The sequence below is a fragment of the Cupriavidus sp. 2KB_3 genome (assembly GCF_052115685.1).
GTDB lineage: Bacteria > Pseudomonadota > Gammaproteobacteria > Burkholderiales > Burkholderiaceae > Cupriavidus > Cupriavidus campinensis.
This window is the reverse complement of sequence record NZ_JBFRHD010000009.1, coordinates 145,305-159,906: the sequence shown is the minus strand read 5'-3', so window position 1 is coordinate 159,906 and position 14,602 is coordinate 145,305. Positions and strand designations below refer to the sequence as shown.

Here is a 14,602-nt window from a genome sequence, read left to right as displayed (position 1 = left end):
TCATGGGGATCTTGAACTGGCGATTGAATGGCCGGAGACGTGCCAGCCCGCACCGCAGCAGGGAGCTGGAGGCGCTGGCCCAGGAAATTTGCCGGCTGAGTCCGCGGCTTCGATTGCTGCCGCGCTATGCGCAAAGGCTGGCGCCACACCTCGGCACGGCACTCGACTACGTGCGCACGCTGATCGCCGACATCCCTGCGCCCCGGGAGGCCAGCCCGCAGGCGTGGGCAACGGATTCCTACGTGCACGCGTGCTTCGGCACGCCCCATGATGTTCAGTTGATCTTCAGTCGCTCAGCCGATCTGCAGCAATTCTTCGAGACGTCGCCGGATGCAACGGAGGCGTTCGCCGTGCTCGGTATGGACATGACGGAAAAGCGCACGCTGGGCGTGGGTCTGGAAGGGGATGTCATGCGGACCGATGTGCTGCAGACGATCATCAATTTCAGCGACCACCAGGTGCGCTTGTGTGGGCGCGACAAGCCCGAACTCTGCCGGCAGATCGAGGGCCGCATGCTGGACCAGCTCGCCTTGCAGGGCCTGGCGAGCGCGGCGGCCGGCGGTATCGGCCGCGACCTGCGCTTGCAGGAGATGGCGTTGCTCGGCAAGCGGTTGCGGTTCCTGGAGGGGGAGGGGGAGGGCGTGGGCATGCGCGCGATGCTCGGCGGCGCGGCGGCACCGGATCCCGACGAGCAGGCGCGGTTGCGAGCGCAGCTTGCCGAGGGCGATGCCAATACGCGCACTGCGTCAGTGTCGAAGGATTCTGTCAACGCCCTGGAATGTCAGTTGCTCGCCTTGCAGAAGACGTTTTCCGACGCGAAATCCTATTTTTTCATCGAACGCCGCCACATCAGACTGAGCCGAATGAATGTCGTTGTGGGCGAGGACAGCATGTCGCCAAGCGACGCGCTCGAGTTCACCGCTGCCAGCATCCCCGGCGACCCACCCGCCACAAGAACCTTTCTGCTTGTACGAATTCCACGAGCCGTCATGCTGACGCGCATGCGGCTGCTGGAAGAAGCCGAACGTTACCTGTAGCGGCAGCTCGCGAGGCAACGGGCAGTCTCCGCGAAAGACGCGACTCATATCTGGCTGGTGAAGCACCGCTGATCAACCTTGTAGCCAGCGGCGATCTCCGCCGCCTGTTCGACGAACGGCCGGGTCAGCGGATTGCCGATTTCCTTGTGGAAGGCGATCCACAGCTCCAGGGTCGGTACGTCCCGATTGGCGATCCGTCGATAGACCACGCCCTTGACCGGCTGCGCAGCGGCCGAGGCGGGTACCAGCGACACTGCCACGCCGGCTGCCACCATCGACATCATGGCGTGGTGGCGCGCCCCGTCGTGCATGCACGATGGCACCACACTGTGCTCCGCCAGCCAGGTCATCATCAGGTCGTGCGCATATTGGCCGTAGCGCCGTTCGAGCGTGGCAAGGCTTTGCCCATCGAGGTCACGCGCATTGACACTGGACTTTCCGGCCAAGGGATGGCTCGCGGGTGCGGCCAGGACATAGGGCTCCGACATCAGGCGTCGCGCCTGCAGGCGGGAATCGGTAACAGGCGGTCGCAGGATCGCCACATCGAGTTCGTTCCCCAGAAGTGACTGGATCATCGCTTCGGAGCTGGTCTCGCGCAGGGAGTACAGGACGCCGGGCACCTGCGCCGAGAACTGCCGCAGGATGTCTGGAACCAGTTCGATGGCGGAGATCGCGGTCAGGCCGATGCCAAGGTGCCCGACGTTCTCGCCGCGATCGGCCTGGGTCACCATTTGCCGCGCGCGGTGCTCGATGTCGAATAGTTTCTCCGCCTCGGCCCGCAGGACCTGGCCTGCCGGTGTCAGTCGCACGCTGCGCTTGTTGCGCTCGAACAGCTGGGCACCGATCTGCGCCTCCAGCTGCTTGATCTGCAGGCTGAGTGGCGGCTGGGTCATGTTCAGCCGCCGCGCGGCGCGTGTGAAATTGAGCTCGTCAGCCAGGACGAGAAACGAGGTCAACACACGGAGTTCGAGGGGGGTGTACATATACAGGAGCTGTATAAGTCAGATACAGAAGTAATATTGGAAATATAACTCGCGAGTACGCAGAATGTCTTCACCCAGCCGCCATCAAGGGTGGGAGACCAGAACAACAGCGCGAGACATGACCATCCAACACCCCATCGACGACCGCCTGCCTGCGCTGCTGCGCAGCGGCGCGCCCCTCCGCGGCATCTTTACCGCATTGCCCAGCCCGGCCATCGTCGAGATGTGCGCCTACGCGGGGTTTGCCTTCGTCATCATCGACAACGAGCATGGCGCGGCCGGTTTCGAGACGACCGAGCACATGCTGCGTGCGGCGCGCGCCAGCGGGATCATTCCCGTGGTGCGCTGCTTTCTTGGCGATATCGCGCGTGTGCTGGACATGGGTGCCAGCGGCGTCCAGGTGCCAATGATCGAGACTGCCGATGAGGCGCGCGACCTTGTACAGCGCGTCCGATACCCCGCCATCGGCCGGCGCGGCAGTGCCTTCAGCAGTCGCGCGGCTGGCTATGGCGCCTTTCCCGGCGTTCCGCACACCAACCGCAGCAACGAGGGTGTGGCATTGATCGCCATGATCGAGACCCCCGAAGGGGTGGCCAACGCGGCGGAAATTGCGGCAGTTGACGGGATCGACGCGGTATTTGTTGGCCCCAACGACCTGTCACACGCCATGGGCTATGGCAACGACTGGAAAGCGCCAGCCGTGGCTGCGGCCATCGAGCAAGCGCTGCGTGCCGTCGATGGCCAGGGCAAGTGCGCGGGCATCATCGCGCTGGGCGCCGAGGACGAGCAGCGCTACGGCCAGTTCGGCGCGCGCTACTTCGCCACGGTTGCCACCACGTTGATCACGCAGGCTTTCCGGCAGGCGGCGCAGCCCCACGACATGCCTGCGCCGACGCTGCGCTACTAGCTCGGCCCGGCACCGGGCCAGGGCCAGGGCCCGGCGTGGCGGGAAATGCAGGCTCGGCTTACGCCACTCGGACGCCTGGCGCGGCCGGAAGAAGTCGCCACCACGGTGTTGGCTGCGACAAGTGCCATGCCTTTTACAACTGGCGTGGTGATTCCTGTCGATGGTGGGCGCTCGCTCTGTTGAAGCGGGGCATTCCTATAAAAACTGGAGACAAAAACATGAGATTCGTGAATCGCTGCGCGTTGCGCGCTGCCCTGGCAATCGGCGGGCTCTCGCTTGTCATGGCCGCGCCGGGCGTGCGGGCCGATACCTGGCCGAGCAAGCCGATCAAGTACGTGGTGCCGTTCTCGCCGGGCGGGGTGTCGGATGCCACCGCCCGCATTGTTGCCGAAGGCCTGTCGCAGCGCTTGGGGCAGCCGGTCGTCATCGACAACAAGCCCGGCGTATCGGGCATCCTGGGCACGCAATTCGTGTCCCGTGCCGAGCCCGACGGCTACACCATCATGGGCGGCACCATTACCACGCACGCCGTCAACCCGTTCTTCTACAAGAAGCTTGGCTATGACCCGGTCAAGGACTTCGTGGCGGTGAACCTTGTGGGTACGGTCAGCAACGTGCTGGTGGTGTCGAACGAGAGCCAGTACCAGTCAGTCGACCAGATCGTCGCTGCCTTGAAGGTCAAGCCCGGCGCGCTGACGTTCGGCACGGCGGGGCCGGGCAGCTCGCAGCAGCTGTCGGGCCAGTTGTTTCAGAGCGCGACGGGTACACGCCTGCAGCAGATCTCCTACAAGGGCGGGGCCGCGGCGATGACGGACCTGATCGGCGGCCAGATCGACATGGTGTTCGAGACGGTTGCCGCCGCCAAGCCCATGCTCGACGGCAAGCGCGTGCGCGCGATCGGCGTGACGTCGGCGCACCCGCTGCCGAGCCTGCCCGGCGTTCGGCCGCTGGCGGAGCAGGGTCTGAAGGGTTTCGAGATGCAGTCCTGGCAGGGCATTTTCGCGCCAGCGGGCACACCCAAGCCGATTGTCGACCGGCTCGCCACCGAGATTGCGGCCGTCGTCGCGACGCCCGCCGTGCAACAGCGCTTGCGCGCGCTTGGCGTGGAGCCTGAGGGTAAGCCGGCAGCCGCGTTCGCCGCGTTCCAGCGGGCGGAAGTCGCCAAGTGGGGCAAGATCATCCAGGCGGCCGGGGTGGTGCCGGAATGAGCGAGACGGCACCTGCTTCCTTCGTTACGCCCGAGTATTTCAAGGCTCTGCGCAGTGTCGATACGCCGACCGAGCGTCGGCGGACATCCATTGATGCGTGACGGGCTCCCCCCGCCCATGCACCGAAAAAGCAAGTCATGCACCGAAATGCCCCGCACGGCCCCTGCTCTGGCGCCGTCGCGCGGCATCTCCCCTCTCATTCCCCCCAAAAGTCCTACGGGTTATTGCTCGTTGCTCCTTGGCACGTCTGTTGCATGGCATTCAAGTGACTTGAATTTGGTGCAGAGGACTTTCCTCAATGTGTTCCGGCGTATGGTCGGCGCCTCGCATCCGTTCGGTCAGGCGCCGGGCCTGCCGCCCGTTGGACATGTCTATATAGGGGAACAGAGTGCTGAAGAAGAAAACTGCGGCCGCCGCCGCGATTGCCGCCGCTGCCACGGGCGTGGTGCTGATGTCCGCGCCGGCGCAGGCAAAGGACGTCGTCAAGATCGCCTTTGTGGGCCCGCTGACCGGCGGTGTGTCGTCGATTGGCCTGGGTGGGCGCAACTCCGCTGACCTGGCCGTACGTCTGCGCAATGCCGATCCCAAGGCCAAATACACCTACGAGCTGGTCGTCCAGGATGACGAATGCCGGCCCAACGTGGGCGTGCAGGTGGCCACCAAGATTGCCGCGGACAAATCGATCGTCGGCGGCGTGACGCACTTCTGCTCGGCCGTGGCCATGGGCACCGTGGGGGTCTACAACCGCTTCGGCATGCCGGCCGTGGTCTGGGGCGCGGTGCTCCCCGAGGTCACGTATGGCAACAACTTCAAGGAGATTCATCGCGTCAACGGCACGATGATCAACCAGAGTGAAGTGGCGGCCAAGTTCATGACCGGCCTGGGCTACAAGAAGTGGGCGATCATCCATGACACCACCGACTACGGCAAGGGCCACAACAAATACTTCAGCGAATACCTGAAGAAGGATGGCGGCACTATCGTCGGCACCTTCGGCGTAACGGCCGACCAGCAGGATTTCACGACCGAACTGACCAAGATCCGCGAGCTGAAGCCGGACGTGGTCTATTTCGGTGGCCTCACGCCGCTTGGCGTCCGTATCCGCACCCAGATGGAGAAGCTGGGCATCAAGGCCCAGTTCGAAGGCACGTCGGGTATCAAGTCCGATGCCTACATCGAAGGCGTGGGCAAGCCCCTGTCTGAAGGCTCGCTGGCCTTTATCGAAGGGGCGCCGGTGGAGAAGCTGGCGGGTGGCCAGTTCTTCATGGAACGCTATACGCAGCAGAAGTATGGCGAACCGCCTGAGGCCTATGGCCCCTTCGCCTTTGCCGCCGCCAACCTGATCATGGACGCCGTCGAGAAGGTCGGTCCGGACCGCAAGAAAGTCCGTGACGTGCTGAACGGTACGAAGGATGTCGAGACCATCATCGGCAAGGTGACTTTCGATGATCACGGCCAGAACGTGGTGCCGCTGATTACCAAGTACGTCGTCGAGGACGGCAAGTGGGTGATCTGGGAAGACAGCGCCTACGCCAAGGGCAAGAAGAAGCTGGCTGGACTGTAAGCGTGGTGCCGGTGCCGGGCCGCGCCGTCTGCGGACCCGGCCTGGCGCTGCTGGACGGTCTATTCAGGCCATTCTGGGGATACCGATGAGTGTATTGGGACAGTACGTCTTCAACGGGCTGATGCTCGGCATGATCTACGCCATGGTGGCGGTCGGCTTCACGCTGTTCTTTGGCGTGCTGGACGTCATCAAGTTTTCTCACGGCGATGTGCTGATGGTGGGGGCATTCGCCGGGCTCGCCGCATCGGCCGGCGTGGTGGCACTGCACGTGGATTCGCCATGGCTGCAATTGCTGGCCATCGTGGTGTGCGCGATCATCGTGACCGGTCTGCTGGGCGCCGTGATTGCCCGCTTCCTGATCCTGCCTTTGCGCAAGGCGCCGCCGCTGAACACCCTGCTGGCGACCCTGATGCTGGGTACGGTGCTGCGTGAAGCCGTGCGCCTGTTCTACCCGGATGGGTCGAACCCAAAGCCGTTTCCTGCGCTGCTGCCCACCACGGAGCTGTCGTTGGGCGCGTTGACGCTCCGGGCCGACAACCTGATCCTGCTGGCCGCGGGTGTCGCCATCATCATCGGCGTCCATCTGTTGATCACGCGCACGCGTTTTGGCATGGCCATCCGCGCCGTGGCACAGGACGGCGAGACGGCGCGCCTGATGGGCATCAACTTCGAAGTGGTGGTGCTGGTCACCTTTGCGCTGGGCTCGGCCATGGCCGCGCTGGCCGGCGTGATGAACGGCCTCTATTACAACGAGATCAATTTCAACGTCGGTCTGCTCCTCGGTGTGATCGGCTTCGCGGCCGCCATTCTGGGCGGACTGGGCAACCTGTACGGCGCCATCCTCGGTGGCTTCCTGTTTGCCGCGCTACAGGTGCTGGGCAGTGCGACGCTGCCGGCGCTGGTGCCCGATATCCCCAGCGCCTACAAGGATGTCTTTGCGTTCGCCGTGGTCATCGTGCTGATGGCCTTCAAACCGACCGGACTGATTGCGGAGAAAGCCAGTGAACGTGTCTGACAACGTCTCGAATCCACTGCCACCGGCCGCCGTTGTCGCGGGCGGCAAGCAGCGCAGTCCGGCCCTGGTGCTGGGCAGCGCGGCCATCGTCATCGTGGCCTATCTCTATCTGTTCCTGCACGCGGAATCGCAGGTCGCCGTGGCCGCGCTGCTGGCGTTGGCCGTCGCAGCGACGGTCATCGCAGGCAGGTTCAAGGTCACGCGGGCCGTGGAGCAGGCGGCCGCCCGGCGGCCCGGGCTGTCGCGGCTGTGGGCGGTCGCGGGCACGCTCGCGCTGATCGTGCTGTTCCACGAAAGCCATTTTGTCTTGCTGATGCTGTGCGCGGTGCTGCTGTACACCACCGCCTGCCTGGGCCTGACGGTGCAGTTTGGCTTCTCCGGCGTGTCCAACTTTGCCGGCGCGGCGTTCTTCGGCATTGGCGCCTATGCCACGGCGGTGCTGGCCGCGCATACGCCCATCCCTACGATCCTCGTAATCGTGCTGTCCGGCATTGCGGCAGCCGTGATCGGCTCGCTGCTGATCGCGCCGGTGTTGCGCACGCGTGGCCACTATGCAGCGCTGGTAACCATTGCGTTCGGCATCCTGTTCAAGACGTTTCTAGAGGTCAACGATGTGCTGGGCGGCCCGCAGGGCCTGCAGGTTCCCGGCATGACGCTGTTCGGCTTCCAGTTCAATGAAGGCTTGACGCTGTTCGGCGTCGACGTGTCGTTCTACGCCAGCTACGCTCTGCTGAGCCTGGCGATTTGCGCGGGCACCTTTGCCGTGGTCAAGGCACTGGAGCGCTCGTGGGTAGGGCTGGCCATGGACGTGGTGCGTACGGATGAAACCGCCGCCGCGACGTTCGGCCTCCATATCGCGCGTTGGAAGGTCATCGCCTTCATGCTCGGCAACTTCTTCGCCGGCGTTGCAGGCAGCGTCTACGGCATGGTGACGGCGTTCGTGGCACCGAACAATTTCACGTTCGCCGACTCGCTGCTGATGCTGTCGATCGTCATCCTGGGCGGTCTGGGCAATGTGGTTGGCCTGATCCCGGCCGCCATCATCGTGCTGGTGCTGCCGGAGAAACTGCAGTTCATCCAGGAATACCGCTTCCTGTTCTACGCGGCGCTGGTCATCGCCATCCTGCTGTTCCGCCCCGATGGGCTGCTGCCGCGCAAGATCCGTCTGTTCTTCCCGACCCAGGACGCCAAATGAGCGACGCGATGATCGAGGTACGCAACCTCACGATGCGGTTCGGCGGCCTGACCGCGCTGGACAATCTCCAGCTCGACATCCGCCGCGGGGAAGTGCTGGGCCTGCTGGGGCCGAATGGCTCCGGCAAGACCACGTTCTTCAACGTGCTCACGGGGCTCTACAAGGCCAGCGCGGGCACCATCACGTACAACGGCGAGAACGTCATCGGCAAGACGCCGCAGGACATCTATCGCAGCGGCGTGGCGCGGACCTTCCAGCGCTCGCGCCTGTCGCTGCCGCTCACCGTATTCGACAACATCGTGATCGGCGACTACCAGCACATGCAGCACGGGCTGGTGTTCAACCTGTTTCGCCGCCAGGCATTCCGGGCCGAATATGAGCGCTATGTGGAATCGGTGCGCGAACTGCTGGGCATCTTCAGCCCACCGCTGGTGAATCGGCTATTCGAGCCCGTGGAGTCGTTCACGATGATCGATCGTCGCCGGATCGAGGTGTGCCGCGCGTTGATGAGCCGGCCACGGCTGCTGCTGCTGGACGAACCATCGGCCGGCATGACCCATGACGAGACCCATGAGCTGATGGACGACATCCTCCAGGTGCGAAGCCAGTTGAAAGACTTGTCCGTCGTGCTCATCGAGCACGAAATGAACGTGATCGAGCGCATCACCGAACGGTGCGTTGTGCTGAACTACGGCAAGAAGATCGCCGAAGGCACGTATGCCGAGATCACCGCCGATCCCGACGTGCAGACGGCCTATCTCGGGGAGGAAGCCGCATGAGCGATAACACGTTGCGCGTGGAGGGCCTGAGCACGGGCTATGACAAGGTCAACGTGCTGCATGACGTCTCCATCGAAGTGCCGCCGGGCAAGATCACCTGCATCCTCGGTGCCAATGGCGCGGGCAAGAGCACACTGATTCGTGCGATCCTGGGCCTGACGCCCGCACGCCAGGGCCGCATCCTGTGGGATGGCGTGGATATCGCTGCGGAGAAGACGCACAACATCATCGCGCGCGGCATTTCCTGCATACCGGAGGGCCGCAAGGTATTTCCCCGCATGACCGTTGCCGAGAACCTGGCACTGGGCGCCTTTCTGGAGGCCGATCCGGCCAAGGTGCGGGAGCGCATCGCGCGCGTCTACGAGATATTCCCGCGCCTGCGCGAGCGGTCGGGGCAACTGGCCGGCACCATGTCGGGCGGTGAGCAGGCCATGGTGTCGATCGGCCGCGGATTGATGGCGCAGCCGCGGCTGCTGGTCATCGACGAGCCGTCGCTTGGGTTGTCGCCGCTGTACGTGAAGGAAAACTTCAAGGTCATCCAGCAGATCAATGAGCTTGGCATGACCGTGCTGCTGGTTGAACAGAACGCGCGCCAGACGCTGGCGATTGCCCACCAGGGCTATGTGCTGACGCAGGGTCGCGTGGTGGCGCAAGGCTCGGCGCAGGCGTTGCGTGAGAATGACGAAGTGCGCGCCGCGTACTTTGGCTGAGTGTGCTGGCGGATCGATTCTGGAGACTGATGCCGTGGACCAATATCTCGATCTTCCCGTGCGTGAGCTGGTAGCGCGCATGTCCCGCCGCGAACTGCGCGCGGAAACCGTGGTGCGCGCTGCACTCGAGCGCATCCGGGTGCAGGACGACGCCATCCATGCGTGGCAGCACGTTGGGGCTGAAGCCGCCATCGCGCAGGCGCGTTGCCTGGATGCCGGCACCGCCTCGGCCGCGCTGCATGGCGTCCCGCTTGGCGTCAAGGATCTGATGGATACGGCGGATCTGCCGACGACATACGGATCGCCGATCTACGCAACGCATCGCCCGGTTCTGGATGCCGCCGCCGTGGCGCTGGCGCGCAGTGCCGGCGCGGTGGTGGTGGGCAAGACCGTTACCACGGAGTTCGCGACATTCCAGCCGGGCCCCACGCGAAATCCGCGCGCACCTGTGGAGGCCCCCCGCACGCCCGGTGGCTCGTCGAGTGGTTCCGCCGCCGCCGTGGCAGCCGGCATGGTGCCGCTGGCATTTGGTACCCAGACTGCCGGCTCGATCATTCGTCCTGCCGCCTACTGCGGTGTGATTGGCTATAAGCCCACGCACGCCACGTTGCCGCTGGCCGGCATCAAGCCGTTGTCGCCCAGCCTGGATACGGTCGGTGTGTTGGCCCGGCGCGTGGATGATGCGGCGTTGTTTATCGGCACGCTGGCACGCGATGTCTCGATTGCGGAAGCCTGTGCCCAGGCACCCACGCCGTTGCGCGTCGGCATTGTCCGCACGCCACTCTGGGACCGCGCCAGTGCGGACGCGCGTACCGCGCTGGAGACGGCTGCACGGGCATTGCGGGGGCTCGGCGCAACGGTAGAGGATGTCGGGTTGCCCGTGGCCTGCCATGGCCTCACCGAAGCCCAGATGGACATCATGGCCTTCGAGGCCGTCGCCGCGTTCGCACCGGAAGCGCGTGACCGGGCAGCGGAATTCAGCGCGGCGTTTGCCCGGCAGCTCGAAGCCGGGCGCGCGGTGTCGGGCGAGCGCTTCCGCGCGGCGCTTGCGCACGCGGAAGCCGCACGGACGTCGTTGGCAGTGTCGCTGGATGGATTCGATGTGGTCCTGGCACCCAGCGCCGAAGGCGAAGCACCCGAGGGGCTGGCCGCCACCGGCGACCCGATTTTCTGCCGCATGTGGACGCTGCTCGGTACGCCGTGCGTCCATGTGCCGACCGGAACAGGTGCCAGCGGCATGCCCGTGGGCGTCACCGTGACCGCACCGCGCCACACCGATGCGCGCGTGCTGGCCGTGGCGCATCGTTTGCATCAGGCGCTGGCTCTGCCAGCCTGACATCAGGAGAACATGTTGAATCGCTTGCATCAGCCGGCCAAGGATACCGAGGGCATCGTGGACAGCGCCGTACAGGCCGTCGCGGAACGGGCACAGGATCATGTCGACGCCAGTCGCCTGGCGGCATCGCTCGCCGCCCTGGCGCAGTTTGGCGGTCGTGACGACGGCGGCGTGTCCCGCGAAACGCTGACGGCGATCGACCTGTCGGCGCGCCGCCATCTTGTGGATCAGGCGCGCGCACTGGGCTGCCAGGTCAGCATTGACGATTGCGGCAACCTGTTCTTCCGGCGGGCCGGGCGCGAGGACCTGCCTCCCGTGCTGACCGGGAGTCATGCCGATACCCAGCCGGTAGGTGGCAAGTACGATGGTGCGTATGGCGTACTGGCGGGCCTCGAAGTGATTGCGGCGCTCAACGCAGCGGGCATTGAAACGGTGCGACCCATCGAGGTGGTGTCCTGGACCAACGAGGAGGGCAGCCGCTTCGGGCCCGGCGCGATGGGCTCCAGCGCCTTTGTCGATCCGGCGCGGCTGGCCGGCTATCGCGATGCCGCCGATCAGGCTGGCGTTCGATTTGGCGATGCCCTGGACGCGGCGCTGGCCGCCAGTCCTGACGTGGAGCGCGTGCCGATGGCGCGACCGATGTCCGCCTGCGTGGAACTCCATATCGAGCAAGGCCCCGTGCTGGAGGCCGCCGCCGTGCCGCTTGGGGTCGTCACCGGCATCCAGGCGGTGCGCTGGTTCCGCGTGGAGTGCGCGGGCACCATGGCACACGCCGGCACCACGCCGATGGCCGTGCGGCGCGATGCGATGGCCGTGGCCGTCGCCATCGCGCAGGACCTCTATGCGCTGGCGCCGCGCGAACCGGGGTCAACGGGGGCAACGGGCGCGCCGGAGCTGCGCCTGACGCTTGGCCAATGGGCGGTGGTACCGAATTCGGTCAACACCATCCCGGGCAAGGTGACCTTCACCGTGGACATGCGCTGCCTGGACGATGCCGCCCTCGATCGCGCCGAGGCAGCGCTGCGGCTGGCCTGCACGCGTCATGCCCCGGCCTCTGACGTGGCGGTCACGCGCTTCTTCCATCGAGGCCCGACGTATTTTCCCGAAGCGATGCTGGCATCCATCCAGCGCGCCTGCGCGCGGGCCAGCCAGCTTGCGGGCCGTGCGCCACCCATGCGGCTCACGTCCGGCGCCTTTCACGATGCCATGTACCTGGCCGATCATTGCCCGACCGCGATGATCTTCGTGCCGAGCAAGGACGGCATCAGCCACAACGCCGCGGAGGAGACCGACGCCACGGACCTGTTCCTGGGCGCGCAGGCGCTGGCGTACACTGTCGCCGAACTGGCCTGCCGCCGGCCGTGACAGACTCCGGCGCAGCGTGGCCGCCCCTTTGAATCCCAATCAAAAAGCCCGCATGGCAAAGACCGCGAGCCCGATCCCGCAAGAGCCGGTCGACAGCAAGTCGGCCACCCTGACGCTTGGCGTCAAGTTGCGCCACGCGCGACTGGTGGCCGGCTATACCCTGTTGCAACTGGCGAACAAGGCGGGTTGCTCCGAAAGCCTGATTTCAAAGGTCGAGCGCGGCCTGGCTACGCCGTCATTCACCACGCTCCACCGGCTGGCGGTGGCGCTCGACACCAACATCGGCGCGCTCACCAGCGAGGATGATGCGCATCAGTCCCCGATCCTCCGTCATGGCGAGCGGCCCGTCATCCGCGTGGGGGGCGTGGCGCTCGAACGGGTGGTGTTGCCCAAGCGCGGCGGTCTGCTGCAGGCCAACATCCACATCGTCTGGCCCGGCGAAGCCAGTGACGGCCAGATCGAGCATCAGGGCGAGGAAGTCGGCTACGTGCTGGAAGGCAAGCTTGAGCTGATGCTCGGGGACGATGTCTACCTGATCGGCCCGGGCGATGCGTTCACGTTCTCGAGCCAGGTGCCGCACGGCTACCGCAACGTCGGCGACGTTGTGGCCAAGGTGCTTTGGGTGAATTCTCCGGCGACGTTCTAGTGGGCCATCACGGATGCCATGTCGTCGGTTTTTCCACCTGCATGGCTGGCCGCTGGCTGCCCGCCATGGCATAGGAAAGCTTGTTCGCCGCGTCAACGACGGTTTGCGCGAGTTCCAGTAGCCGCTCTTCCCCCAGGCGCGCGGTCGGCCCCGAGATACACATGGATCCGAGTAGCCGCCAGTGCAGGCCGAATACGGGCGCCGAGACGCTCGATACCTCCGCTTCGCGCTCCCCTAGCGATAAATGGAAACCGCGGCGCCGGATTGTTTCGTAAAGCTCCCCGGGCTCCCCTGAGAAGGCGAGGATTACCCGGCCGGGCGATCCACTGTCGAGCGGCAAGGCCGCCCCAATCCGCACGTGGTGCCGGATCGCCTGCGGACCTTCCACGCGCACCAGGCAGGTCCGCTGTCGCCCTTCGCGCACATAGAAAGACGCGCTTTCCCCGGTCTTGATGGTCAACTCGCGCAGGACCGGCTCCACCACGTCCTGGACATTGAAGGTCGCCTGGTAGCACGCGCCCAGCCAGCCGGCAGCACGCCCAAGCCGCCAGCTCCCGTCCTCCTTCTGCACCAGGTAGTTGTCCGCCGCCAGCGTGCGCGCCAGCCGCAGCACGGTGGTCTTGTGGATGCCCGTCCGGCGGCTCAGCTCCGCCAGGGACAGCTGCGGATCGTTGACCCCGAAGGCTTCCAGCACGCGCAGGGCACGCGTGACCGCGATGACGCCGCTTCCGGCCTCCTCGCTGCCGGAAGCGCTGATCTCATCCTTCTTTGGGTTCATGGCACGAAACGCGTTGCGTTGTATGAAACGCCATTGTATGGCGTGAAACGTTCGACAACAATCCGTCTCACAACACAACGAGATCCGGAGACTGTCATGAGCGCGATTCGCCGCTGCATGTTCACCCTTGCCGTCACCCTGCTCGGCGCTGCCCACGTGGCGGGCGCCGCACCCGTCTATCCGTCCAAGCCCATTCGCGTCATCGTGCCGTTCCCGGCAGGCGGGGGCACCGACATCATTGCGCGGGAGGTGACCAACAAGGTGGCCATGTCGACGGGCTGGACTTTCGTGGTGGACAACAAGCCGGGCTCGGGCGGCAACCTGGGCGTGGACGCCGCAGCCAAGGCCCCCGCCGATGGCTACACCATCGTGCTGGGGCAGACCAGCAACCTGGCCATCAACCCCACGCTGTTCAGCCATCTGCCCTATGACCCGGTCAAGGACCTGACGCCGATCAGCCTCGTGGCCAGCGCGCCGCTCGTTCTGGTAACGCCCATCAGCTCGCCGTACAAGACCCTGGCCGATGTCGTACAGGCCAGCAAGGCAAAGCCGGGCGCGCTCAATATCGCCTCGCCCGGCAATGGCACGGTCGCCCATCTTTCGGGCGAGTTGCTGCAGAAGACGGCCGGCATCAAGCTGATCCACGTGCCGTACAAGGGTGCCGCCCAGGCGGTGAACGACCTGATCGGCGGGCAGGTCGACCTGTATCTCTCCTCGGTGCCGACCCTGCTGGCCCATATCAAGAGCGGCAAGCTGCGTCCGCTGGCGGTTACCTCGGCGAAGCGCGTGGACGATCTGCCCCAGGTGCCCACCATCGCCGAGTCCGGCTATCCCGGTTTCGAAGCCTCCACCTGGTTCGGCTTCGTCGCGCCCACCGCCACGCCGAAGGACGTCGTCACGCGGCTGAATGCCGAGTTCAACAAGGCGCTCCAGTCGCCCGACCTCGCGAGAAAGCTGAACGACCAGGGTGCGCTGGTCCTGGGCGGCTCGCCGGAAGCGTTCGGCACGCAGGTCCGGCAGGACATCGCGCGCTGGGCTTCGATCATCAAGGCATCCGGCACCAAGCTGGACTAGTCCTT

The 14,602-nt window shown here is 65.3% G+C and carries 14 protein-coding genes and 1 pseudogene; 13 read left to right on the top strand and 2 right to left on the bottom strand.

The window, feature by feature from the left end; genetic code table 11:
• The first annotated feature begins 2 nt into the window (after positions 1–2).
• Positions 3–1,037 (top strand): hypothetical protein, encoded by a 1,035-nt coding sequence (locus AB4120_RS12115; protein ID WP_149138867.1) that lies wholly within the window; start codon positions 3–5, stop codon positions 1,035–1,037.
• A 44-nt stretch (positions 1,038–1,081) separates the two neighbouring features.
• Here the strand turns inward: AB4120_RS12115 and AB4120_RS12110 are convergent, their stop codons facing one another.
• Positions 1,082–1,996 (bottom strand): LysR family transcriptional regulator, encoded by a 915-nt coding sequence (locus tag AB4120_RS12110; protein ID WP_187645225.1) that lies wholly within the window; start codon positions 1,994–1,996, stop codon positions 1,082–1,084.
• Positions 1,997–2,138: 142 nt separating this feature from the next.
• On the opposite strand from AB4120_RS12110, the gene AB4120_RS12105 reads away from it, so the two are divergent.
• The 11 genes and pseudogenes from AB4120_RS12105 (at position 2,139) to AB4120_RS12055 (ending at position 12,745) form a co-directional block, all read left to right on the top strand.
• The gene (locus AB4120_RS12105) at positions 2,139–2,927 is read left to right on the top strand and encodes an HpcH/HpaI aldolase family protein (protein ID WP_149138869.1); all 789 of its coding nucleotides are present in this window, start codon (positions 2,139–2,141) and stop codon (positions 2,925–2,927) included.
• A 39-nt stretch (positions 2,928–2,966) separates the two neighbouring features.
• Positions 2,967–3,110, top strand: a pseudogene (locus AB4120_RS12100) (short-chain dehydrogenase); the annotation flags it as partial.
• A 35-nt stretch (positions 3,111–3,145) separates the two neighbouring features.
• The gene (locus AB4120_RS12095) at positions 3,146–4,135 is read left to right on the top strand and encodes a Bug family tripartite tricarboxylate transporter substrate binding protein (protein WP_149138871.1); all 990 of its coding nucleotides are present in this window, start codon (positions 3,146–3,148) and stop codon (positions 4,133–4,135) included.
• Positions 4,136–4,523: 388 nt separating this feature from the next.
• Positions 4,524–5,699, top strand: coding sequence for a branched-chain amino acid ABC transporter substrate-binding protein (locus AB4120_RS12090; RefSeq protein WP_144198619.1), 1,176 nt, complete (start codon positions 4,524–4,526; stop codon positions 5,697–5,699).
• Between the two features lie 85 nt (positions 5,700–5,784).
• Positions 5,785–6,714, top strand: a complete 930-nt coding sequence (locus AB4120_RS12085; protein WP_441642291.1) for a branched-chain amino acid ABC transporter permease — start codon at positions 5,785–5,787, stop codon at positions 6,712–6,714.
• Positions 6,701–7,909, top strand: a complete 1,209-nt coding sequence (locus tag AB4120_RS12080; RefSeq protein WP_187645226.1) for a branched-chain amino acid ABC transporter permease — start codon at positions 6,701–6,703, stop codon at positions 7,907–7,909. The genes AB4120_RS12085 and AB4120_RS12080 overlap by 14 nt, the downstream gene beginning before the upstream one ends.
• Complete coding sequence (locus tag AB4120_RS12075) at positions 7,906–8,688, top strand: ABC transporter ATP-binding protein (protein ID WP_149138872.1); 783 nt, start codon at positions 7,906–7,908, stop codon at positions 8,686–8,688. Before AB4120_RS12080 ends, AB4120_RS12075 begins: the two co-directional genes overlap by 4 nt.
• Positions 8,685–9,398 carry an ABC transporter ATP-binding protein gene (locus tag AB4120_RS12070; protein WP_149138873.1) on the top strand — a complete coding sequence of 238 codons (714 nt, stop codon included), beginning with the start codon at positions 8,685–8,687 and terminating at the stop codon, positions 9,396–9,398. The genes AB4120_RS12075 and AB4120_RS12070 overlap by 4 nt, the downstream gene beginning before the upstream one ends.
• A gap of 34 nt (positions 9,399–9,432) precedes the next feature.
• A complete protein-coding gene (locus AB4120_RS12065; RefSeq protein WP_441642310.1) occupies positions 9,433–10,734 on the top strand; it encodes an amidase in 1,302 nt (433 codons plus the stop codon).
• 12 nt (positions 10,735–10,746) lie between these two features.
• Positions 10,747–12,099, top strand: coding sequence for a M20 family metallo-hydrolase (locus tag AB4120_RS12060; RefSeq protein WP_149138874.1), 1,353 nt, complete (start codon positions 10,747–10,749; stop codon positions 12,097–12,099).
• A 52-nt stretch (positions 12,100–12,151) separates the two neighbouring features.
• Positions 12,152–12,745: a helix-turn-helix domain-containing protein gene (locus AB4120_RS12055; RefSeq protein WP_144198605.1), complete on the top strand. Its 594-nt coding sequence runs from the start codon at positions 12,152–12,154 to the stop codon at positions 12,743–12,745.
• Between the two features lie 7 nt (positions 12,746–12,752).
• Here the strand turns inward: AB4120_RS12055 and AB4120_RS12050 are convergent, their stop codons facing one another.
• On the bottom strand, positions 12,753–13,523 hold the full coding sequence (locus AB4120_RS12050; RefSeq protein WP_149138875.1) for an IclR family transcriptional regulator: 771 nt from the start codon (positions 13,521–13,523) through the stop codon (positions 12,753–12,755).
• 96 nt (positions 13,524–13,619) lie between these two features.
• Here AB4120_RS12050 and AB4120_RS12045 point away from each other — a divergent pair, with 96 nt between their 5' ends.
• Positions 13,620–14,597, top strand: coding sequence for a Bug family tripartite tricarboxylate transporter substrate binding protein (locus AB4120_RS12045; RefSeq protein WP_441642290.1), 978 nt, complete (start codon positions 13,620–13,622; stop codon positions 14,595–14,597).
• Positions 14,598–14,602: the final 5 nt, after the last annotated feature.

Bases quoted from the DNA above. Each gene is read 5' to 3' on its own strand.
- AB4120_RS12115 (WP_149138867.1), top strand. From the start codon at position 3: ATGGGGATCTTGAACTGGCGATTGAATGGCCGGAGACGTGCCAGCCCG.
- AB4120_RS12105 (WP_149138869.1), top strand. From the start codon at position 2,139: ATGACCATCCAACACCCCATCGACGACCGCCTGCCTGCGCTGCTGCGC.
- AB4120_RS12095 (WP_149138871.1), top strand. From the start codon at position 3,146: ATGAGATTCGTGAATCGCTGCGCGTTGCGCGCTGCCCTGGCAATCGGC.
- AB4120_RS12085 (WP_441642291.1), top strand. From the start codon at position 5,785: ATGAGTGTATTGGGACAGTACGTCTTCAACGGGCTGATGCTCGGCATG.
- AB4120_RS12075 (WP_149138872.1), top strand. From the start codon at position 7,906: ATGAGCGACGCGATGATCGAGGTACGCAACCTCACGATGCGGTTCGGC.
- AB4120_RS12070 (WP_149138873.1), top strand. From the start codon at position 8,685: ATGAGCGATAACACGTTGCGCGTGGAGGGCCTGAGCACGGGCTATGAC.
- AB4120_RS12060 (WP_149138874.1), top strand. From the start codon at position 10,747: ATGTTGAATCGCTTGCATCAGCCGGCCAAGGATACCGAGGGCATCGTG.
- AB4120_RS12055 (WP_144198605.1), top strand. From the start codon at position 12,152: ATGGCAAAGACCGCGAGCCCGATCCCGCAAGAGCCGGTCGACAGCAAG.
- AB4120_RS12050 (WP_149138875.1), bottom strand. From the start codon at position 13,523: ATGAACCCAAAGAAGGATGAGATCAGCGCTTCCGGCAGCGAGGAGGCC.
- AB4120_RS12045 (WP_441642290.1), top strand. From the start codon at position 13,620: ATGAGCGCGATTCGCCGCTGCATGTTCACCCTTGCCGTCACCCTGCTC.